At 67.9% G+C, this 20,209-nt stretch carries 18 protein-coding genes and 2 pseudogenes; 13 read left to right on the forward strand and 7 right to left on the reverse strand.

Annotated elements, in window-relative coordinates; translation table 11 throughout:
- Positions 1-481: 481 nt before the first annotated feature.
- Positions 482-1,057 carry a hypothetical protein gene (locus AB0F10_RS18450; RefSeq protein WP_360625881.1) on the forward strand — a complete coding sequence of 192 codons (576 nt, stop codon included), beginning with the start codon at positions 482-484 and terminating at the stop codon, positions 1,055-1,057.
- A 163-nt stretch (positions 1,058-1,220) separates the two neighbouring features.
- Here AB0F10_RS18450 and AB0F10_RS18455 read toward each other — a convergent pair.
- Positions 1,221-1,939, reverse strand: a pseudogene (locus AB0F10_RS18455) (IS6 family transposase).
- A gap of 132 nt (positions 1,940-2,071) precedes the next feature.
- On the opposite strand from AB0F10_RS18455, the gene AB0F10_RS18460 reads away from it, so the two are divergent.
- Positions 2,072-2,305 (forward strand): hypothetical protein, encoded by a 234-nt coding sequence (locus AB0F10_RS18460; protein WP_360625884.1) that lies wholly within the window; start codon positions 2,072-2,074, stop codon positions 2,303-2,305.
- A 38-nt stretch (positions 2,306-2,343) separates the two neighbouring features.
- On the opposite strand, the gene AB0F10_RS18465 is transcribed toward AB0F10_RS18460, so the two are convergent.
- Positions 2,344-4,038 (reverse strand): hypothetical protein, encoded by a 1,695-nt coding sequence (locus AB0F10_RS18465; protein ID WP_360625887.1) that lies wholly within the window; start codon positions 4,036-4,038, stop codon positions 2,344-2,346.
- A gap of 749 nt (positions 4,039-4,787) precedes the next feature.
- Between AB0F10_RS18465 and AB0F10_RS18470 the strand changes: the two genes are divergently transcribed.
- On the forward strand, positions 4,788-5,078 hold the full coding sequence (locus tag AB0F10_RS18470; protein ID WP_360625890.1) for a hypothetical protein: 291 nt from the start codon (positions 4,788-4,790) through the stop codon (positions 5,076-5,078).
- Positions 5,079-5,959: 881 nt separating this feature from the next.
- Here AB0F10_RS18470 and AB0F10_RS18475 read toward each other — a convergent pair.
- From AB0F10_RS18475 to AB0F10_RS18485, 3 genes and pseudogenes are all read right to left on the reverse strand, one after another.
- Positions 5,960-6,679 (reverse strand): IS6 family transposase, encoded by a 720-nt coding sequence (locus AB0F10_RS18475; protein ID WP_360625893.1) that lies wholly within the window; start codon positions 6,677-6,679, stop codon positions 5,960-5,962.
- Complete coding sequence (locus tag AB0F10_RS18480; protein ID WP_360625896.1) at positions 6,676-6,894, reverse strand: hypothetical protein; 219 nt, start codon at positions 6,892-6,894, stop codon at positions 6,676-6,678. The genes AB0F10_RS18475 and AB0F10_RS18480 overlap by 4 nt, the downstream gene beginning before the upstream one ends.
- Before the next feature lie 552 nt (positions 6,895-7,446).
- A pseudogene (locus AB0F10_RS18485) lies at positions 7,447-7,773 on the reverse strand (Lsr2 family protein); the annotation flags it as partial.
- A 492-nt stretch (positions 7,774-8,265) separates the two neighbouring features.
- Between AB0F10_RS18485 and AB0F10_RS18490 the strand changes: the two are divergent.
- Genes AB0F10_RS18490 through AB0F10_RS18505 form a run of 4 tightly spaced genes read left to right on the forward strand, consistent with a single transcriptional unit; the run spans position 8,266 to position 10,632 of the window.
- Positions 8,266-8,988, forward strand: a complete 723-nt coding sequence (locus AB0F10_RS18490; RefSeq protein WP_360625899.1) for a hypothetical protein — start codon at positions 8,266-8,268, stop codon at positions 8,986-8,988.
- A 31-nt stretch (positions 8,989-9,019) separates the two neighbouring features.
- Positions 9,020-9,343 (forward strand): hypothetical protein, encoded by a 324-nt coding sequence (locus AB0F10_RS18495; RefSeq protein WP_360625901.1) that lies wholly within the window; start codon positions 9,020-9,022, stop codon positions 9,341-9,343.
- Positions 9,344-9,359: 16 nt separating this feature from the next.
- Positions 9,360-10,178: a hypothetical protein gene (locus tag AB0F10_RS18500; RefSeq protein ID WP_360625904.1), complete on the forward strand. Its 819-nt coding sequence runs from the start codon at positions 9,360-9,362 to the stop codon at positions 10,176-10,178.
- Positions 10,171-10,632 (forward strand): hypothetical protein, encoded by a 462-nt coding sequence (locus AB0F10_RS18505; RefSeq protein ID WP_360625907.1) that lies wholly within the window; start codon positions 10,171-10,173, stop codon positions 10,630-10,632. Before AB0F10_RS18500 ends, AB0F10_RS18505 begins: the two co-directional genes overlap by 8 nt.
- Here the strand turns inward: AB0F10_RS18505 and AB0F10_RS18510 are convergent.
- Together AB0F10_RS18510 and AB0F10_RS18515 are read right to left on the reverse strand one after the other, a co-directional pair.
- A complete protein-coding gene (locus AB0F10_RS18510) occupies positions 10,622-11,098 on the reverse strand; it encodes a GNAT family N-acetyltransferase (RefSeq protein WP_360625910.1) in 477 nt (158 codons plus the stop codon). The genes AB0F10_RS18505 and AB0F10_RS18510 overlap by 11 nt on opposite strands.
- Positions 11,099-11,110: 12 nt before the next feature.
- Positions 11,111-12,514, reverse strand: coding sequence for a helix-turn-helix transcriptional regulator (locus tag AB0F10_RS18515; protein ID WP_360625913.1), 1,404 nt, complete (start codon positions 12,512-12,514; stop codon positions 11,111-11,113).
- A gap of 275 nt (positions 12,515-12,789) precedes the next feature.
- On the opposite strand from AB0F10_RS18515, the gene AB0F10_RS18520 reads away from it, so the two are divergent.
- The 6 genes from AB0F10_RS18520 (at position 12,790) to AB0F10_RS18545 (ending at position 19,743) form a co-directional block, all read left to right on the forward strand.
- Entirely contained in the window at positions 12,790-13,419 is a 630-nt protein-coding gene (locus tag AB0F10_RS18520) for a hypothetical protein (RefSeq protein WP_360625916.1), read from the forward strand.
- 352 nt (positions 13,420-13,771) lie between these two features.
- The gene (locus AB0F10_RS18525) at positions 13,772-15,229 is read left to right on the forward strand and encodes an APC family permease (protein WP_360625919.1); all 1,458 of its coding nucleotides are present in this window, start codon (positions 13,772-13,774) and stop codon (positions 15,227-15,229) included.
- A gap of 5 nt (positions 15,230-15,234) precedes the next feature.
- Positions 15,235-16,080, forward strand: a complete 846-nt coding sequence (locus AB0F10_RS18530) for a hypothetical protein (protein ID WP_360625922.1) — start codon at positions 15,235-15,237, stop codon at positions 16,078-16,080.
- Positions 16,077-17,294, forward strand: coding sequence for a pyridoxal-dependent decarboxylase (locus AB0F10_RS18535; RefSeq protein ID WP_360625925.1), 1,218 nt, complete (start codon positions 16,077-16,079; stop codon positions 17,292-17,294). The genes AB0F10_RS18530 and AB0F10_RS18535 overlap by 4 nt, the downstream gene beginning before the upstream one ends.
- A gap of 292 nt (positions 17,295-17,586) precedes the next feature.
- Positions 17,587-18,384: an SAM-dependent methyltransferase gene (locus tag AB0F10_RS18540; RefSeq protein ID WP_360625931.1), complete on the forward strand. Its 798-nt coding sequence runs from the start codon at positions 17,587-17,589 to the stop codon at positions 18,382-18,384.
- Positions 18,385-18,696: 312 nt separating this feature from the next.
- Positions 18,697-19,743, forward strand: a complete 1,047-nt coding sequence (locus AB0F10_RS18545) for a phosphotransferase (RefSeq protein WP_360625928.1) — start codon at positions 18,697-18,699, stop codon at positions 19,741-19,743.
- The last annotated feature ends 466 nt before the right edge of the window (positions 19,744-20,209 follow it).

Here is a 20,209-nt window from a genome sequence, read left to right on the forward strand (position 1 = left end):
CGGGCGGCCGCGACGGCCGGTCCTGCATGAGGATTGACACCGGCGGCCCGGCAACGGGCATGGTCACCGCCCCGGGCTCCGTCTACCCGCGGGACTCCTGTCGTCGTGTACCCCTGAACGACTCCCCTCCGGCCGGCTGATCGAAAGTCAAGGCAGGCTGGACGGGTGAAGTCTTACCGCGATTCGTCGCCGTGCCTGTCCGGTCGACGTTCGCCGGGTTCCGGCTCCCGGGCGAGCTGATCATCATGACGGTCTGCCGATACCTGCGTGACGGTCCGTCCCACCGCGACGTCGAGGAGTCACCCCAGAAATTTGACCATGGGGCGCGATCGGGCCCGTTCCTGCGCGTCGGCTTCGCCACCGCGACAGGATCCCTGCAAATGTCCCGCACCGGCAGCATCAGATCGCCGTTTGCGGGGCGTTCGCAGCACCGCCGCGATCAGCCTGAACGTGAGAGCCGGCGTGGGCCAGAGTGAGACCGATGATCGCGCTCAGGAGGTTGACGGACCATCGATCGGCCGCCCGCCGAATCAAACCAATCTATCCGGGTCACTCGATGACCGGATCGACCTTGCGAGATACTGAAGCCATGCTCGATCGTTCATGGCTGTCCAGCATTCGCCGGGGGGAGGTCGTCCTTGGACTCCTACTCGCGGCAGCGAGCTTCGCGCCATGGTGGACGCTCCGCGCGAACGGGGACAGGACGTCGGCGTGGAACGGTCCGCATTTTTCCTGGTTCCCGGTGTTGATCTGCCTGGCGATGGTAGCCGGCAGATCGCTTCCCCGGCCTACGCTCGATAGTCGGTGGGCAGCAACGGGCACCGCCGTGGCTTTGGCCATCGCCGGATGGGGATGGCTTTCCGAGCTTGCCCAGGATGGCGCTTCTCCAGACGGCGGGTCGCACCAGCTGGCCTGGGTACTGCAGGATCAGGGCTCGGACGTCGGCTCAGCTGGCGGCCCGTTCGACATCGCATGGGGCTATCCCGTCGGCCTGTGCCTGATGAGTCTGCTGTTGGCAGCCCTTGTCGCCGCGGCCATGCTGAGCCGGACCCGTTGACTTCTACAGTCGGGCGCAGGTGCAGCAAGGTGCTGCTCGATACTCAGCGACGGGGCTCCGTTGCGTTGGCCGATCGGAAAGATCAAGGCACGCTTGAGCAGTGAAGCGGGCTCCGTTGCATTATCTGTTCGGCAAGCGCGACGAATTCCTCGGCCGTCGCTGGTCAGATGGCTCGAGCGAGTCTGGCGAACGCTGCGGGGAGTCTTGTTGCCGGCGGAGTGTCGAGTGCGATGTCGTAGTGGCCGCGTCGCAGATTCTGCACGAAGGCGTGCCCGGCCATGACCACCTGGGCGGTTCGATCAGTCTGGAGCCCGCGCATCGGTCGCAGTCGGCGCTTGAGCTGGCCGTGATCGGCCTCGATCGGATTGTTCTCGTACTGCTCGACGTGGTGCCAGGCCGAGGGCAGCAGTTCGTCGAGCACGGCGGGGTAGACCGCCGCGGCGTCGGTCACCACCTCGCTTGGCGTCACCGTCAGCGTCCGCAACGCCCGGGTGAAGAACCGGCGGGCCGCCGGAGCGTCCCGGCGGACCGACATGAGCACGTCGATGACCTGACCGTGCTGGTCGACCGCCCGGTACACGTAGCGCCACACGCCGTTGACCTTGACGTACGTCTCGTCGACATACCAACGGTCGCCAGGTGAGTGCGAGTAAACCGGGCGGCATCGGCCAGCAACGGGGTGAACCGCTGCACCCACCGGTACACCGTCACGTGGTCGACCTCGATCCCGCGTTCCGCGAGCAGCTCTTCGACATCGCGGTAGGACAGCCCGTAACGCCGGTACCACCGGACCGCCACCACGATCACCTCGGCCGGGAAGCGGAACCCTGCGAACGCCGACCGGGGAGGCGACCAGAGACGAGAACGCGCGGCATGTTTCACCGGTCAAGCCTGCCTTGATCTCCCGACGAGCTAACGCAACAGAGCCGCGCGCTACGCCGGCGGCGCTTGCCCCGCCGCCGCGATCAGCGGTGGCCCCGGCGTTGGCCGGGGTTGTTGTCGCAGGTGCCCGGCATGATGGCGCGCACGACCGTTCGTGAGTACCCAACGGCACTGACGGCTCCGTCTCATCAGGACCTCCAGGCCATCACCGCGGCGATGACGTGGGTGCGCGAGCAACTCGACGCGGGCCAGCAGGCGTTGGTGTGGACGCCGGACAAGCGGGCACTGACCGGGCATCCTCAGTTGGTGGAGTTCGCACGGGCGTACCTGTCGATGACCCTGAAGACCCGCCACAGCGTGCGATAGCCTCGAGGTTGTCGCGGTGACTCCGGTCGAGGCTACAGTCAAACTGGCGGCGGGATCGGCAACACTGCCACCGGACTCAGCTGGTCCGCGGTGGCGCCGTTACCCAACTGACCCAGGGCGCCGTAGCCCCAGCAGTAGGCTTTGGTGTCGCTGCCCAGCCCACACACGTGGTAGTCGCCGGCGGCGAGTCGGGTGAAGCTCACCCCGTTCGGGGCGTCGACCGCCACTGGACTCGACTGGTCCGCAGTGCCGCCGTTGCCCAGCTCACCGTAGGTGCCGCGGCCCCAGCAGTAGGCCGTGGTGTCATTGCCCAGTCCGCATGTGTGGTCGCTGCCGGCGGAGAGGTGGGTGAAGCTCACTCCGTTCGGGGCGTTGACCGCCACCGGAGTCGACCACCCGTACGGGGTCGCTCCGTTGCCTAGCTGACCGTAGGCGCCGCGTCCCCAGCAGTAGGCCTTGGTGTCGCTACCCAGCCCGCACGTGTGGTCGCCGCCGACAGTGATTTGGGTGAAGCTCACCCCGTTCGCGGCCTCGACCGCGACTGGACTCGGCTGGTCTGTGGTGGCACCGTTGCCTAGCTGGCCAAACTGCCCGAGGCCCCAGCAGTAGGTTTTGGTGTCGCTGCCCAGCCCGCACACGTGGTAACGGCCAGCGGTGAGTTGAGTGAAGCTCACCCCGTTTGGGGCGTTGACCGCCACTGGACTCGACTGGTTCGCGGTGCCGCCGTTGCCCAGCTGACCGTGGCTGCCGCGCCCCCAGCAGTAGGCCTTGGTGTCGCTACCCAGCCCGCATGTGTGGTCGCCGGCGGCAGTGAGTTGAGTGAAGCTCACCCCGTTCGGGGCGTTGACCGCCACCAGACTCGACCACCCGTACGGGGTCGCTCCGTTGCCTAGCTGACCGTAGGCGCCGGAGCCCCAGCAGTAGGTTTTGGTGTCGCTGCCGAGTCCGCACGTGTGGGAGAGGCCGGCGGTGATCTGGGTGAAGCTCACCTCGTTCGGGACGATGACCGACACCGGAGCCGACCGGTTCACGGCGCTACCGTCGCCCAGCTCGCCAACGTCGTTCCATCCCCAGCAGTAGAACTTGTTAGTGCCACTGTCCAGCCCGCACGTGTGGGCGGCGCCGGCAACCACCTGCACGAACTGCGCGCTGGGTGTCGGGGTGGGTGGTGTCGGGGCCGGCGGTGTCGGGGTGGGTGGTGTCGGGGCCGGTGGCGTCGGAGTAGGTGGTGTCGGAGTAGGTGGTGTCGGGGTGGGGCAGTGAGACTGCTGGTCGCCGGCGTGTTCGGTGCACTGGTTACGGCCGGGGCCACCGTCTACCTTGTCGGTGCCGGTACCGCCATCGATGCGGTCGTTGCCGGCGCCGCCGGTCAGGCTGTCGTTGCCCGCGCCGCCGTTCAGCCGGTCGTTGCCGGCGCCACCGTCGAGTTTGTCGTTGCCGCTGCCGCCGGTCAGGGTGTCGTTGCCCGTCCCGCCGTACAACCGGTCGTTGCCGGCCCCACCGTCGATCTTGTCGGTGCCGGAGCCGCCGTCGACCACGTCGTTGCCGCCGCCGGCGTTGATGGTGTCGTTGCCGCCCAGGCCGCAGATGACGTCGTAACGCGGCGTGCCGTACAACCGGTCGTTGCCCTTGGTGCCGACGATCGTGCACGCCTTACCGGTGGCGGACACCGGCCGTGCCGCCGACGCCGGAGCGGCCTGGCCGGCGAGCGCGGTGACCATCGTCGCCGCCACCGCCCATCCCAGGGCAGGAGCAGACCGGGACCCGAAACGACCGGGACGACGCAGCATGGGAGTCACCTCAACCAGAAGCAGGGGGGTCAGCCCGTAACCAACGCGGGCACACCGTGGGACGCAGGGACACCGCACCAGTCGATGCCCAGGGGGAGTACCCACCCTCTCGCGACCCGGTGAGACCGAGGGACTATGCCAGGTTCAATCCCGTTGCAGCCGTCATCGCGGTGATCAAGGCTGGCCGGCAGTTGGACGGCCGCGGTGGGGCGCCCAACTCGTTCCCCAGCTGCAAATTGGGATGTCGGTAAGGAACGCGCCAGGGCGCAAACGGGCCTCTGTTCATTCGCGCGGCTCCTGCGCCGCATCGACCGCGTCGTAGCACAGCGATCACGGCCGCCACGGCGATCGTGAAGTACGAAACCAGGCCCCTCAGCTCAGATTTCAGACAAGGCGGTCGAATCTCCGTAGGGGCGGGAAACGATCTCCGACCGTCGAGCGGAAAGGTCACAGAGTTGGTGAAGCGCTCCAGGAGGCTTCCGCTGCCGATGCCAGCCGCAGTGGTGACGGCGGCGCTGGTGCTCGGAGCCGCAGGCTGCGGATCGGGCCCGTCGGCCTCCGTTCCTCGCCCGCAAGCCTCGTCAACGCCGACGCCTGCTGTATCGACCAGCACCCCTGCCGTTTCGTCCACAGCGGCGACAGCCCCACCGTCAGCCGCTGCTACGTCGTCACTGTCATCGACCTCGCCGCTGATGGAGGAGGACTGCTCGACAATCTCCGCCGCCGCGGTATACAACTCTGCTCACGATCAGAACCGGATCAAGCTGCTCAAAGTGCGCGCACCGAGGATCGTGGTGGACAACCGGCGGGGCTTCACCGCGCCGAAGGGCTCCTCGATCAAGGTTGCCTTGGCCTGCACGGGCACCGGAACATGGTCGAACGGAAATAGCCACACCAAGGTGCACGTCGAACTGCGGGTGGACTCCGACGGAGAAGGATTCATCCTCTTCAAGAGCGATCCAGGCGTGAGCCACATCGAATAACGGGCGCGATCGTGACGCGCCTCCCCGTGCTGCAAGGCATCGAACCCCTGGCCATGCGAGTCACCGCCGCCCCGGTTACAAGGGCCGCCGCACACCTTCCACCAGGCGGCGACCCGGGAATCCTCGCGTCCGCCGGCTGTGTCGCGTGCCGGACGCGATCACCGTCGGGGCGCCACGTTCGGCACCAGGATCTTGATGCTGCTCGCCCTGGACCAGCGCCTCGGCGGCGGCTGCGGCTGACGACCGATCGCCGCCATCCTCAGCGGCCGAGCCCGCTCCGGCGTGGATCCGGGCACGGCTGCGCCGGACCGTACGCCAATGCCGCGCTCGGCACGTACAGCAGAACACCGTCAATATCCGGGCCGTGTCGGCAACCGCCCACCACAGACCGGGCACAAACCCGCCAGCTTCTCAGCCGAAGGCCCGTCCCGCACTGGCCGGCTGTGGCACCAGCGACAACCAACTCCGAGCACCACGCCCCTCACCGCTCATCTCGCGAGCGTAGAACCGGACTTAACCCGATCTTGAAGTAGCGAGACAGGCACTCAGCCGCGGAGTCCGGCCGGTGGCGGTGCCTGGCATGAGGACAGTCGGCGGCCAGGGCGCTGTCGCCCGCCACGGACAGCCGGTAGGTCGGCAGTGGTAGGAGCGTGCCAGCACCGAGCGCGGCGAGCGCGGCGACGTGCATCGCCGCGATGCTAGCCCCTGCCGATCAAGCTTCGTCTCGCCGGCGGCGGCCCTGCGAGCGCCGCGCTTGCAGCCACGCCGGGCGGCGAGGCCACTGCCCCGCCCCGAAAGACCCCGTCGGGTAATCTGATGCCCGCGCGCGGGTCTGTTGCGTTGGGGGATCGCCGACAGGTTGAGCCGGCCGGATACGTTCGTCAGATCGAGTGGGCAAGTTCGGTGAATGCCGCGGCGACCCGCAATGCGGGGCGGGTGTCGGCGCCGAGTTCGTAGTGGCCGCGGCGCAGGTTTTGCAGGAAGGCATGCCCGGCAATCACGGTCTGTGCGGTTCGATCCGTTTGGAGGCCGCGCATCGGTCTCGGCCGGCGCTTGAGCTGCGCATGATCGGCCTCGACCGGATTATTGGCGTACTGCTCGACGTGATGCCACGCTGAGGACAGCACGTCGTCGAGAACAGTCGGGTAGACCGGTGCGGCGTCAGTCACAACCTCGCTCGGGATCACCTTCAGCGTGCGCAGCGCCCGGGTGAAGAACCGCCGCGCAGCCTGGGCATCTCGGCGGGCCGAGACCAGCACGTCGATGACCTGGCCGTGCTGGTCGATGGCCCGGTAGACGTAGCGCCAGATTCCGTTGACCTTCACATACGTCTCGTCGACGAACCAGCGATCGCCGGGTGAGTGTCGGGCGAACCGGGCGGCGTCGGCCAGCAGTGGCGTGAAGCGTTGCACCCACCGGTACACCGTCACGTGATCGACCTCGATCCCACGTTCGGCGAGCAACTCCTCGACATCGCGGTAGGACAGGCCGTAGCGCAGGTACCAGCGCACCGCCACCACGATCACCTCGGCCGGGAACCGGAACCCGGCGAACGCCGAGCGAGGAGGTGACCAAGGGCGCGACCGAGCAGCATGCTTCACCTATCAAAGCCTGCCCGGGCGCGTCCGATCGACAAACGCAACGGACCCTCATGAACGCGATCGGCACGGCGCAGGCCACCCTGTCGCCGATCGTGCAGCAGCGGCAGGCGAAGAGCACCGACTTCATCCCGCGGTTCGTCGACCACGCCGAAGACGACTACGACCGGGCCGGCCAGCAGGCGATGCGGGTGGCCGAGGCCGCGATCCAGGATCACGGAACGCAGATCAAGGTCCCCCAGCTCTACCGCCTGAATCCCGCGGTCAGGGACTCTCCTGTCGACCTTGTTCCGGAGCCCCCAAAGGGTGGGTCCGGTGCGTCGGGGCCACGCGGCGACGGAACTCTGTCGGCGGTGCCGATACCCGTGGCGATTCCGCACGACCCGCCGGACTTCGGCGACGGTGATACCTCCGCCGGCGATCCGCCGGGCGGCTTCGCGGGGACCGGTGACGGTGGGCTCGGGCTGGCGAGTGCGCTGCCCCTCTCGCCAGGGCCGTCCGTCGGAGTCGCCGCCACAGTTCCCGCATTGGGCGCGACACCCTCGAACGGCGGGCTCGGCGGCGGTGGCATCGCGGGCGGCGGCCTGCCCGGAGCGGTGATTGGTGGCGGTGCGCTCGGATTCGGCGCCACCGGCTCAGCTCGCCCTGAATTGCAGCGCCGCCGCCTTCGTACGAGGCGCCTGCTTTACAGCCTTGACCGACTTGCTGACTTCCGCCTTCGGCTTCCGGACGGCTTTCGCCGGCGGTGCCGCAGGAGCCTTCAGCGCCGCCTCGTACGCCTCGACCACACTCGTCGGAATTCGACCGCGGTCGGACAGCTCCTGCCCGTTGGCGGCGGCCCACTCGCGGATGACCTTGTTGTCGGCCCTGCTCGCCCGCTGACCGTTTACGGCGAGACCTGGCCGCCACGTGCCGGCGGCCCGGCCGACGCGGGTACCGGCCGCGACGTACGAAGCGAGCACCTCGCGCAGGGCGCTCGCGTTCGTCTCGGACAGATCAATGGTGTAGTTCCAGCCGTCTACCGAGAACGTGACGGTCTCGGTGGCGACACTCCCATCGATATCGTCGATCAGGGTTTCGACAATCCGCTTTGCCATATTTCCCTCAAGTGTTCGATGACGGGCGATCGTAGCCGCTTACCGCACTATTCTGTATTGAATTGTGTCACCCTAGCGGAGATCACCAAAGCGAGCCATGTCAGACGATACAGCCACCCACGCACGAGGGTGGCAGCTCCTGCGGCGTCTGCTCGCCTGCCGAACTGCCCCTGATCCGCCAACCGTGACCTTGGCGGCCGTGGAGGCGTGGCGACTGTCCGCAATGCGATCTTCTACGACACCGACATATAGACGATTGTTACGGTGTGTGCCGTAGTCATTGACCGTCGAGGGGAACGCCGTTGCCGCACGAGCATGAGGATCTTGGGGTCGATCTACACAACCTCTACGTCGCGGGTAATCGACACCTGCCCGGGATCGCGAGCCAGTTCCTGGAGGCCCGCACCCCCGCGGGGAAGCGGGCGGGGGCGACGCTGGAGGGATCTGTCGCTACTGTGTCGGGACGGCCGATTAGTGGGGCTTGGTGTGCCGGTGGATGACCAATTGCAGAACCTTCGTGAGCTGGAGCATCGGGCCGCCGATCTGGCCCGTCGGTTTGCTGCTGCGGCGGCCTCGGGGAGTGGCACGTTCACGGGTACGGACAGTGACGAGGCCGTTGAGGTCGCGATCGGAGACGATGGCCAGGCGGTACAGGTTCGCCTGAGCCGGGAGTGGCGGAGCCTGATCGGTGACACCGGCCTGGGCGTAGCGGTCGTGACGGCGTTCGCGAACGCCGCGACTGCGCGTCTCACCGCGTGGGCCACCGGCATGGCGGAGCAGACGGGAACGCAATCCGCCGAAGAGGATCTGACTCCGCCGCGTGCGGAGCCTGGGAATCCCGTGTCGCGTCAGTCTGAGTTCGCGTTGCGGGATTTGCTGGACCTGCTCCATGAGGTCGACGAGCAGATGCCTGCGGCGATCGAGGGTGCCGAGGCCGCTGCGACGGGGACCTTGTCGGCGGCGAACCCGCGTCGTACGGTGCGGGTGACGGCGACCGCCGGCGCGGTGACGTCCGTCGAGTTCGACGGCGAGTGGCTGCGCAGCGCCCAGCATGACCGCATCGCCGAGGCGATCACCGAGGCGTTGGCGGCCGTGCAGCGACTCGCCGCAGAGGAACGCGCCAGGGCGTTCGACGGCGTGCCGGCGTTCGGCCGGCTGCGGCGCTTGACCGAGTCGCCGGAGACGTTGTGGCGTGAGATCGGTCTGATCCGATGACGAGTATCCGAACGGGCAGGCGGGAGCGGTCATGACTCAGCCCTCGGGACAGCAGGTGGAAGCATCGATCGAAGCCATTCAGGTGGAGGCCGGCCTCTGGAGCGACATGGCCACGCAGGTCGACGCCATGGCCGCCGTGGCGCAGGGCCTGACCTTGAACGCCTTCCACTTCTCCGGGCTGGGCCACCTGGCCGGGATAGAGGACGTCTACCGCGACCTTCAGGAGCGGATTGCTGGCCTGTTGCAGCAGGCCGCCGACAACTTCGACAGCACCTCCGGCGCGCTGAACAAGGCCGCCGACGACTATCGGCGCGACGAGGACAACGCGGTGCACCGGCTGAAGAACGTCTATTAGACAGAGGGCGACGACGATGGCATTTGCCGCTGACGCTGGCGGGGTCATGTCCGAGGGCGAGTTTCGTGAGCTGCTCGACAGGCTCGACGGAAAGCTCAAGGGCATCGACAGCACGAGCGCCAAGTTGTTCGATCGCAGCAACCGGGCCTTCATGTTCCTGCCGCCCGGCTTGTCCGGCGTGCTGCATGCCGCGCTTGTGGAACTGCGTGATCTGATGGGCAGCCTCTTCGAGGAACTGGCCAAGATCGTTTTGAATCCCGGCTGGCCTCCTGGCCTCTTCAGTGCGGGGAACGACTGGACCACCAAGATCGGCGGCCCGATCAGCGAAGTCTCCGGCAAGATCACCACCGACCAGCTGCACATCGACAACTACTGGACCGGTTCGGCGGCCAGCGCGTACGCGGCCACGCTGCCGGCGCAGCAGAAGGCCATCGACGCGATCACCCAGGCGACGAACGTGCTGGACGGCAACCTGAAGAAGGCCGCGTGGGGGATCATCGCCTTGTGGATCGGCATCCTCACCGCGGTCTCCTCCTACCTCATCGAACTGGCGGGTGAGGCTGGGGCCGCCGCCACGGTCGTGGGCGCTCCACCCGCCGCAGCGGCCGCCGGCGTGTCGACGGCCAAGGTGATCGGCCTGGTCATCGCCGGGGTTGGCGTCTTCACCACGTACGCCGGCCTGCTGGTCGACAGCATGACCACGATGCGCCAGACGATCTACGCCAACGGGCCGTTCCCCGGCGGGCGGTGGCCGAAGTCCACTGTCGCGGAGTTCAACGACGGCAGCCTCAGCGACGGTGACACCACCGATTGGCGGATCGATACGCATGACTGAGCGTGCGATCGCACCCGGCTCCGGCGCCCGGGTACGGCGGGCCTACTCGCTGTATCTACTGATCGCCGCCGTCACGGTCGTGCTCGTGCTGGTCATCGTCGTCGGCTCGGCGCTGGCGGCTACTGAGGGCGGACCCCTGCTGACCGTCGTCTTCGGCGCTACGGCGGCCATCATCGCGTCACTGCTACTGGTGGCATCCCTACTTCGTGGCCGTGCGGCGGTCGCGGCGGACACGCTTTCCGTCCCGGCCATGCGGTCCTCGGGTGCGCTGGCCCGGGCGGCCCAGGTGGCGGGATGCGCGGGGGCCGCCGGTGCGCTGATCCTCGGATTCCTGCAGCACCTGTCCGACATCGAGCTGGCGTTCACCATCGGCGTGGTCACCGCGACCTGCGCCGCAGTGCCAGCCGTTCTCAGCGGGGCTGCGCGTCGCCTGTGCCGGCGCCTCACACAATGATCAGGCTCTTTGCCATGCGTACTCCGGCGAGGAGTCCGTGTTGCTCATTGGCGGTGGTGGTGTAGCCGTTGGCGCGGTAGAGGTCGATTGCCGGGTGCTGGTCGGGGCCAGTCAGCAGTGTTGCGTGTTGGTAGCCGTAGCGGCGGGCGGCGTCCTCGAGGCAGGCAAGGATGGCTTTGCCGTAGCCCCGACCCTGCGCTTCCGGGGCGACGCGCATGCGGGTGATCTCGCAGGTGGAGTCGTCGAGGCTGCGCAGGGCGCCCATTGCGACGATGTGATGGTCGAGTTCTCCGACGAGCAGGGTAGCGCCGTCGCCGAGGTAGGTACCGGTGATGTCCTCAAGGTCGCCGGCATAGACGTCAGATTCTGCGGGGACCCCCGCGGCAGCAAGACCGTAGGCGTTGAGAGCAACCACATCGCTGTAATCGCTTGCACGGTATTCGCGGATGACGAGAGTGTTGGCCATGGTCGTCCCGGATTAGTGGGCGGGCTCGGCGCTGATCGCCAGGACTTCGTGCAGGGCCCGCACCATGGGTGTGCCGCGTCTTGCCGGCGGGATGGCGGTCGCGACCGCGTTGGCTCTTGTCAGGACGATGGCGGGCCGGAACGCGTCGGGCAGGCACTGCAGCACGCTAGAGGCGTAGTCGGCCCCTTGGGCGATATCGCCTTCCTGGACCATGCACAGCGCGCGGTCGAGACGAACCAGGGTCGGGTCGAGACGCTCACCGGGTCCGAACGCGGCGATGGCTTCGTCCTGAGCCTGCCAGGCCGCGCGGCTCTCACCGAGGGTGGTGAGCGCGTGGGAACGGAAGAAGTGCAACTGGCCTGTGGTGAACGCGTACGCGGTGTTGTCACGAACCTGCTCGACGGCGCCGAAGAGCTCCTCCGCGTGGTGTAGTGCATTGCGGGCGGTCTGGGAGTCGGTCATGGTGGCAGCGGCGCGGGCTAGGATCGCCCAGGCCATCGCGGTGATCGGCTCGCGATGGGTGCGGGTGAGCAGTTCCGCTTCCCGGGCGGCCGCGATCGCGGCGTGCGGATCGCCCAGGTGCAGGCACGCGACGGCGCCGCGGGTGGCGACCCAGGCACGCAGGACCGGATCGCCGGCTTCGTCTGCAGCGAGACGGGCGGTGTGGACCCATTCACGGGCCTGCCTGTACTGACCAAGGTTGACCATGGCCATCGAGACCAACCCGGCGAGCTGGGCGGTGACCGCGCACAGGTCGCGGCGTTGGGTCGAGGGCAGTTTGCGGTCGGTGAGGACCTGTACGTCATCGAGGTCTGCAAGGATGTTGTCCAGGAAGACGCCAGTCGGTTGTGTCTTATAGGTACGTCCGTACTGCGCAGCGACGGCTTCCTTGTGTGCCACGGTGCTGTCGGACAGCGTTGAACCCGACAGGGTCTCATCGACGCGTCGACGGACCTGATCAGCGCGGACACCAATAGCCACCAGGTTCAGGAGCGGCACGCTGTCGGCAGTGCCGATCAGCTCGGGTGCGGCTCGCGCGGACCCGGCGTAGCTGGGAGCCTCCGGGTCGCTGTAGTCGGCCGCGAAGCCGAGGTCGACTGGGCCGGTTCCATAGACCCGGCACAGTGCGTCCAGGTAGACGCTGGTAGGACGCTCCTCGCCACGTTCCCACCGTGACGCCCGGGATGGGACCAGCCGTTGCCCGGTGCCGGTCACAGTGATCATCTCGGTGATCAACCGTGCCAACGACCAGCCTCGAGCCAAGCGGTGTGCCCGCAGCCGGTGATGGCCGCAGTGCTCTTCGATCACCTCGACGAGGTGCCGCACGGACCAGCCCTGTTGGGCGGCCTGTTCACGCAGCCGGGTCGCGCAGCGCGTGGCATGCGCCTCAGACTGCGGTCGGTCGGAAAGCGTCACGGTCCGAGCAAACCACGTTCAGGTCCAGGGTGGCATGGCGCGGCGCCGCGCCATGGCGCGGTTTGTGCGCGCGCCGCCAATTCTCTGCCGCCGAACAGTGGACGCGGTGGCGGTGGCCGCACAGTGGCGCGCCGCGTTCCTTGCCGACATCGGGCAGCGGCATGACGCTCGGTACCGCGTCGATCACTGACCCCGAGCGCTTGGTGGCCTGCAGGCCTCCAGGCGTCGCCATTCCGCGCCACCTGCGGTACGAACGATCAGGAAGGACTCCCGTGGTGACCCCATCCCCGCCGTCTCTGGTGATCCGTGATGCGGTCCCACGCGACGCGTTCGCCATCACCCAGGTCCTGACGGCAGCGCTGCAGGACAGCCCGATCGGGCAGTGGATGGATCCCGACCCGCACAGCCGGCACCTCGTGCTCCTGCGCTATGCCGGTGCCTTGGCGACTCGGGTGCTCGGTTCCGGGATCGTGCGGCTGATCGAGGATGCCGGTGAGGTCGTCGCTGCCGCGTTGTGGTCGTTGGATCCCTTGGTCGCGTTGTCGCCGGTGCCGGCCGGGGGTGTCATTGACGGTCCCGCCGGGGAGTCGGTCCTTGATCGTCTGAACCTGCTGCATGAAGTGACGCAGACGCGCCGCCCGTGGCACCAGGCGCACCAGCAGCTCCTGCTGCTCGGTGTGCGCCCGGGCCGCCAGCGGCAGGGCCTGGGCGGGTATCTGTTGATCGGTCATCACACGTATCTGCACGTCACCGGGATCGGTGGGTATGCGATCACGGTGGACGGCGCCGGCCAGCAGCTGCTGGAACGCCACGGCTACAGCCCGATCGGCCCGCCGCAACTGCTGCCGGGCGCGGTGCCGGTGTCGGCGATGTGGAGGCCGCCAGTGGTGGCGGATCCACGCTGAAGCTCCTCGCCTGTCGTGCCCTTGCCATGAGGCGGTGCGGCAGGCGAGGCATCCACACCCTGGCCGTACGCCTACCCCGGCGCTATCCCGAACGGCCGGGTGCCGGCTGGGCGCGTCGACACCCCCGTCGTCGACGCGTCCAGCCCCGACCTTGTTCTCACCCCTCGAGCGGAAGGCGTCTCCCAACCATGATTGGCATCGGAAGTTACGACCGAACCCCGCGGTACGCAGAGCCCCAGCGTGGAGAACCTCCAGCCGGCCGGGAACGCCCCGGCAGCGAACCGGCAAGGCTGGGGAGCCGTCATGGCACGGCGCCCGCTTGGCGCCCGGCCGCCGGCGCCGGAGTATGCCCATGAGCGGGCAGACACTGGCGCGCTACTCCATAGCTGCGGGCGGGCTGTTCGTTGTCGCGGTCGTGGCCAGCTCCCCGCAGACGGTTCTGGTCGGTGGTATCCCCACCACCTACCAGACGACGGGGGTGTCGGGCGTGCCGCTGTCGTTCCTCCTCGTCATGGCCGTCATCGCCGTCCTCGCGGTTGGGTACCTGGCGGTCGGCGGGCATGTGCGTCATGGTGCCCCGTTCTACGCTCAGTTGGTGCGCGGGATGAACCCGACGGTCGGCCTGGCCGGCGGAGCGGTCGCGTTCGTCGGCTACAACGCGCTGCAGATCTCGCTGTATCCGCTGTTCGGGGTGACCGTCTCCGGGCTGTCGGGGCGCGGCACCTGGTGGACGTGGGCGTTACTGGCCTGGCTGATCGTGTTCGTGCTGGGCCGCTACCCGGGCGCGATCAACGCCAGGTTCCTCGGGGTGCTGCTGGCGTTGGAGCTCGCGGTGATCCTGTTGTTCATCGCCGCCGGTTTCACCCATCCGGCCACCGGCGAGATCAGCACGGCAGTGTTCCGCCCGTCGAACCTACTGGTAGCCGGGGCCGCCGCGTCCGTGGTGGTGTTCGCGGTCGCGGCGTTCGCCGGACTGGAATCGGTGTTGGCCTACGCGGAGGAGGCCAAGAGCTACCGCGGCCTGGTGTGGGCAGCCGGCACAGCGATCGGGGTGTGCGGACTGCTGTACGTGCTGGCCTCATGGGCCTACGGCACATGGCTCGGCCTCGACCGGCTGCAGACCGCCGACCAGGAAGCGAACAGTCCTCTCGCTCTGCTGGGGTCGGTATACGGGGCCGGCATCGCGGATCTGGCCACGCTGCTGCTGGTGACCAGCGTGCTGGCCGCGCAGTCGTCCTTCCACGCCACTGTCGCGCGGTACGTGTTCGCCCTGGCGCGTGAGCAGGTGCTCCCGACGTCATGGGGAACGGTCAGCCGCGGAGCCAAGGGCGGGGCACCGCGGGGCGGTGGCGTCGTGCAGTCCGTCACCGCCCTGCTCGTGCTGGCCGGGTTCGTGGCCATCGGCGCCGACCCGATGAGCGTGATGTTCCCGTGGTTGTCCACGATCGGCGCGTTCTGCATCCTGCTGCTGTTGACCGCGGCGAACTGGTCGGCGATCAACTTCTTCGAGCGCGGCCTCGGCGGTGCCGAGTCGGTTCTGGTACGCCGGGTCCTGCCGTACCTCGGCGGGGTCCTCGGCGTGTTGGCGGTGGTGTTCATGGCCTCCAGCCTCAGCGACCTATTGGGCACGCCGCCCGGTTCGGCCAAGCCGTGGCTGGTCGCGGTGCCGATCGGTGCCTTTGTCCTCGGCGCGTTCGTGGTCGGCGGATGGCTGCGACACGCCTGCCCGGAAATCTATGAGCGGCTCGGTCACGGTGTTCCTGACCCGGCACGGGTGCTGGACGACGACCTCGCGGACATCGAGGTATGAGCCCGGTGACGTATCCCCTCGATCCCGCCGATCAGCGCCTGACCGACTTCATGCCGCCGGGTGTCGTCGCCGCGCAACAACGCGCCCTCGAGGACGCCGCCGATCTGCAGATTTGGCGCGCCCACGATGCGCAGTGGCGCAACTTCCACCGTCTACGCCAGTTCAGCGTCAACCATGCCACCCAGGCATGGCGGCGTCGCTACCGCTCCCCGCTGGCCCCGTATGCCCTGGCATACCTGTTCACCCAACCGATCATCGGTGCCGCCGGCAGCAGCAGTATCGCCGAGGTCCGCGCAGCGACCCGGCTGTGGAAGGCGGGCGCGGAGTCCCAGCATCCGATACCGCTGCTGGCCGCGCTCTCCGAGCAATCCCGCGGCCGTGACCCCCGACTGATCTGGGACCTGCGCACCGAGCTCGCCAACCGCAGCGATGACGGCATGGCCGACGACGCCGTCTACATCGGGCTCGGGCTATCCAGCCTCGATACCCCCACCGGGACCTGGGACCAGGTGTGCCGGCAGGCGACCAGCGAACTCGACATCGCCGGCACCATCCTCTACACGTCCACGGGCTCGGAAGACCCGGCCGATCAGCAGGTCATCGTCGCTGACCGACGCGGCGCCTTCGACGTCAACGTCACCACCATCCACACCTATCGTGGGCTCGGGCGCTACCAGCGGTCCTCGCCGTATCCGTTCTCAAACGTCCAGCTGCACCACCTCTACGAGGACTCGGGACACGGGCCGCTGCTGTGGGCCATGCGTGAGCTTGACCTGGTCCTGCACGAGGCGGACCGGCAACGACGCATGGCGGCATCAGGACGCCGGGAGCATCGGCGGAGGCCATCATGACCGTGCCCGACCTGACCCTGCCCGCCATTGCCGACCGTGAGCTGCCGCTCAATGTGCAAGCGGCCCTGTTCGGCTCCCAGGTCGCCGCCGACCGCCGCTACCACCTGGCGTTTCCCGGCGCGACCGATCGCACCTACCCCGACCTGGCTGCCATCCTGACCTCGCAGCTACTCAACAACGTCGGGGATCCATGGACCGACGGGCACGGCCGCAACCACACCAAACCATACGAAATCGATGTCGTACGCCGCCTCGGCCGGCTGTTCAGCGGCGACGAACACGTGTGGGGCTACGTGGCCTCCGGGGCGACCGAAGGCACCATCCACGCCATCGACGAAGCCGCCACCGCCTACCCCGACCTGGTCGTCTACGCCTCCACCGCCGCGCACTACTCCGTCGCTAAAGCCGCCCGCCTCGTCCGCGCACCTCTAGTGCACATCCGTACTGACATCCACGGCCGGATCAGCCTGGACCACCTACGCGACGAACTGACACGGCTCGCCGACCGGCCGGCGGCGATCGTGGCCACCGTCGGCACCACCGAACACGAAGCCGTCGACGACGTCGCCGCCATCACCGGGCTGTGCGACGACCTTCAGATCACGCGGCGGCGTATCCACGTCGACGCCGCCCTCGCCGGCATCCCCCTCGCACTGCTGCCCGACACCGAACGGCCCACGTTCGGCTTCGACGCCGGTGCGACCAGCGTGGTCATCTCCGGGCACAAGTTCTTATCCACCCTCATGCCCTGCGCCGTGATCGTCTACCCACACCGCCCGCCCACACCCGTCGGCGGCGACGTGGCGTACATCGGAACATCGGACACCACCATCGCCGGCTCCCGCTCGGGGCACACCCCGCTGCTGCTGTACTGGTCACTGACCACAGGAGGCGGTCTCGACGGGCACCGACGCCGTGCCCACACCGCCCGCGAGCTCGCCGCCTACACCTACGACCGGCTACGCGGCATCGGCTGGGCGGCGCAGTGGCAGCCACCAGCGTTCACCGTCACCCTCGCCCAGCCAGCCAGGGACCTACCACAACCCTGGGTCCTCGGCGGCGACCAGAAAACCGGCCGGATCATCTGCATGCCCGGAATGCGCCAGGACTGGATCGACGAGTTCCTCAGCGACCTGACCAGCGCGCACCCCGGCCGCACCGTCATCCCCATGCCCCGCCGCGGCGCCGCCCTCGACCCGGAACACACGTCATGACCGCTACCTGTCACGCCACGGCTCGCTCCGGCAATGGCGGCGGACCGCGGCATCGATGGCTGGGTATGACGGGCCCTTCCCGGCCGGCTGCCGACCGGGCTGTCTGGCATCCGGCTCTGCACCATCCATGCCCTCCGCAGGCCAGCACCGCACAATCCACCACAGGTCCGACATCGCACCGATCGCCGATGCTCAAGGGACGACCATCATGACCACGCCCGCACCTTCGAGCCCGCCCGCACCCGATGGCGACGAACCGTCCCCGCGGGCGGACGTGACCTCCGACCCGCCAATGAGCGACTACCGACCTCCTGCCTCGGTCAATGAGTTGTTGCCGCATTCGGCTCGGGTGTGGAACTACTGGCTGGGCGGGAAGGACAACTTTGCCGCCGACCGGGCGCTCGGCGAGCAGATCGTTCAGTTCTTCCCCGACATCGTCGGCATCGCTCGGCAGTCGCGGCTGTTCCTCACCCGAGCCGTGCGGTATCTGGCGGGGGAGGCGGGGATCGAGCAGTTCCTGGACATCGGCACGGGCCTGCCGACCGCGGACAACACCCACGAGGTCGCCCAAAAGATCAACCCATGGGCGCGGATCCTCTACGTCGACAACGACCCGCTGGTGTTGGTGCACGCACGAGCGCTGCTGACCGGCACGCGGGAGGGCGCCACCGACTACCTCGACGCCGACGTGCACGACCCCGACGCCATCCTGCAAGGCGCAGCGAAGATCCTAGACTTCACCCAGCCGGTCGCGTTGATGATGCTCGGCATCCTGGGCAACGTCGTCGACTACGACAGAGCCTGCTCGATTGCCGATCGGCTGGTGTCCGCCCTACCCGCAGGCAGCTACCTCGTGGTCAACGACGGCACCAACGTCATCAACCCCGAAGCCCGCAACGAGGCCACCCGCATCTCGATCGAAGCCGGAACCCCATACATCGCGCGTAGCCCCGAGCAGATCGCCGGCTACTTCCGAGGATTGAACCTCGTTGATCCTGGCGTGGTGTCCAGCAGCCGGTGGCGCCCGAGTCCCGAAGCCCCAGTGCCCGACGAGGTAGACGCGTTCTGCGGGGTGGCGCGACAGCCATGATCGACACCACCGTCGCACCCACTTCGAGACGGAGGACTACCGTGCCTGAGGCAAACAGCGCATCAACTCCTTCTGGAAGCGCCGCAGCGAGAACGGCCGCCTCACGAGCTGGCCGTTGCCCGCAGAGCACGACCACCGGACGATGCGCGGTCGACTGACCTAGCTGACCCGTTCAGTGCGTTCCCACTCGACATGGTGATTGTGTCCGCGAGAACCGAGTTGCGGAACCACCTCCATCGCTACGACAGCGAATCCACCGAGCGATCGATATTGACTTGCACAGCGGTGCTCCGAACGGGTCAGAATGCCAACGTGCTGGAAGCTGACGATGACATCGAGCTGACCGGTGGCGGCCGGACAACGGTGCACCGGCGAGGGCAGACCGTCGTCCGAGACAGCGGTCCCTGGACAGCTACGGTGCATACGCTCCTGCAGCATCTGGAGCGTGTCGGGTTCGCCGCGGCGCCGCGCCTGGTCGGCTCTGGATTCGACCCTGACGGCCGCGAGACGTTGACGTTCATCGAGGGCGAGTTCACCCAACCCGGGCCGTGGGGCCTCGACGGCGCAGCCGCTGTGGGGCGGCTATTGCGGGATCTGCACGCCGCGACCGCCTCCTACCAGCCACCACCTGACGCGGTCTGGTTTCCCTGGCACGGTCGTGGCCTGGGCGCCCCTGCCCGTGTGATCGGTCACTGCGACGTGGCTCCCTGGAACATCGTGGCGCGGGACGGCATGCCGATCGCGCTCATCGACTGGGAGTTCGCCGGCCCGGTCGACCCGCTCGTGGAGCTGGCGCAAGCGTGCTGGCTCAACGCCAAACTGCACGACGACATCGTTGCTGAACTCGAAGGATTACCGCCACTGGCTGTTCGAGCACGCCAGCTACGGGCCATCGTCGACGCCTACGGCCTGTCCGCTCGTCAGCGGCACGGCTTCTTCGACCGCATCATCGAGTACATCGTGTCGGATACCGCCGACCAAGCCGACGACGCTGGCATCACACCTGAGATGACGCACCATTCCGAGGCGCTCTGGGCGATGGCCTGGCGCGCCCGCGCTGCCGCCTGGCTGCTGCGAAACCGCCGCGATCTGCCGGGACCGCGCGCCCGCTGCGGACTACCTCGCCGGGAACGACTATGGATGGTCCGCGATCCTGAGCACAAGGATGCTGGCCGTGCCCGGCGCCACGGGACGCCGTGGGGATGGATATGGGTACGGGCCTCGCCCAGCTCGCGGCCGCGCTCGCAGTCTCCAAGACCACCATCGGCGGCACCTGCCCGCAGCGGCGTAGACATCCCCTGCGCACGATTCGAAAACCGAAGCGGGTCGAGGAGCATGAGCTTCTCCAGCCCCGCCTGACCACGCGGCCGGCATCAGCGCGATCGCGAGCGATCATCTGTTAGAGGCGCCGGTCGAAGCCGCCTACGATCGGCCAATTGGCTTGGTTATCCGTTGATGTAGGCGTAGAAGTACCAGTTCGTCGAGTTCAGGCTCTTCCAGCACGGTGACACGCCATAGACCCGCTTGTAGTCGTACCGGTTGAAATCGCACGTGGACTGCGAGCCGAACGGACCGTGTACCTGCCGAATATTGCGTCCGCGCTGGTCGGAGACGTTCTCGGGTCGCAGCAAACGATCTTGGCTCGCTGTCCCCCGCGTCCTGCTTGTCCATCGTCGTTGATGACTGCGCGATGATGCCGTCTCATGCTGCTGCGACTGGCGTACCTGGGCATCACCAACGCATTCGCGCTGCTGCGGCTGTTACCGGGCAGCGATGGGGACAAGGACACGGAGATCCTCGTGTTGCGCCACCAACTCGCGGTGCT

It is taken from the genome of Actinoplanes sp. NPDC026623, assembly GCF_040638275.1.
Classification (GTDB): Bacteria; Actinomycetota; Actinomycetes; order Mycobacteriales; family Micromonosporaceae; genus Actinoplanes.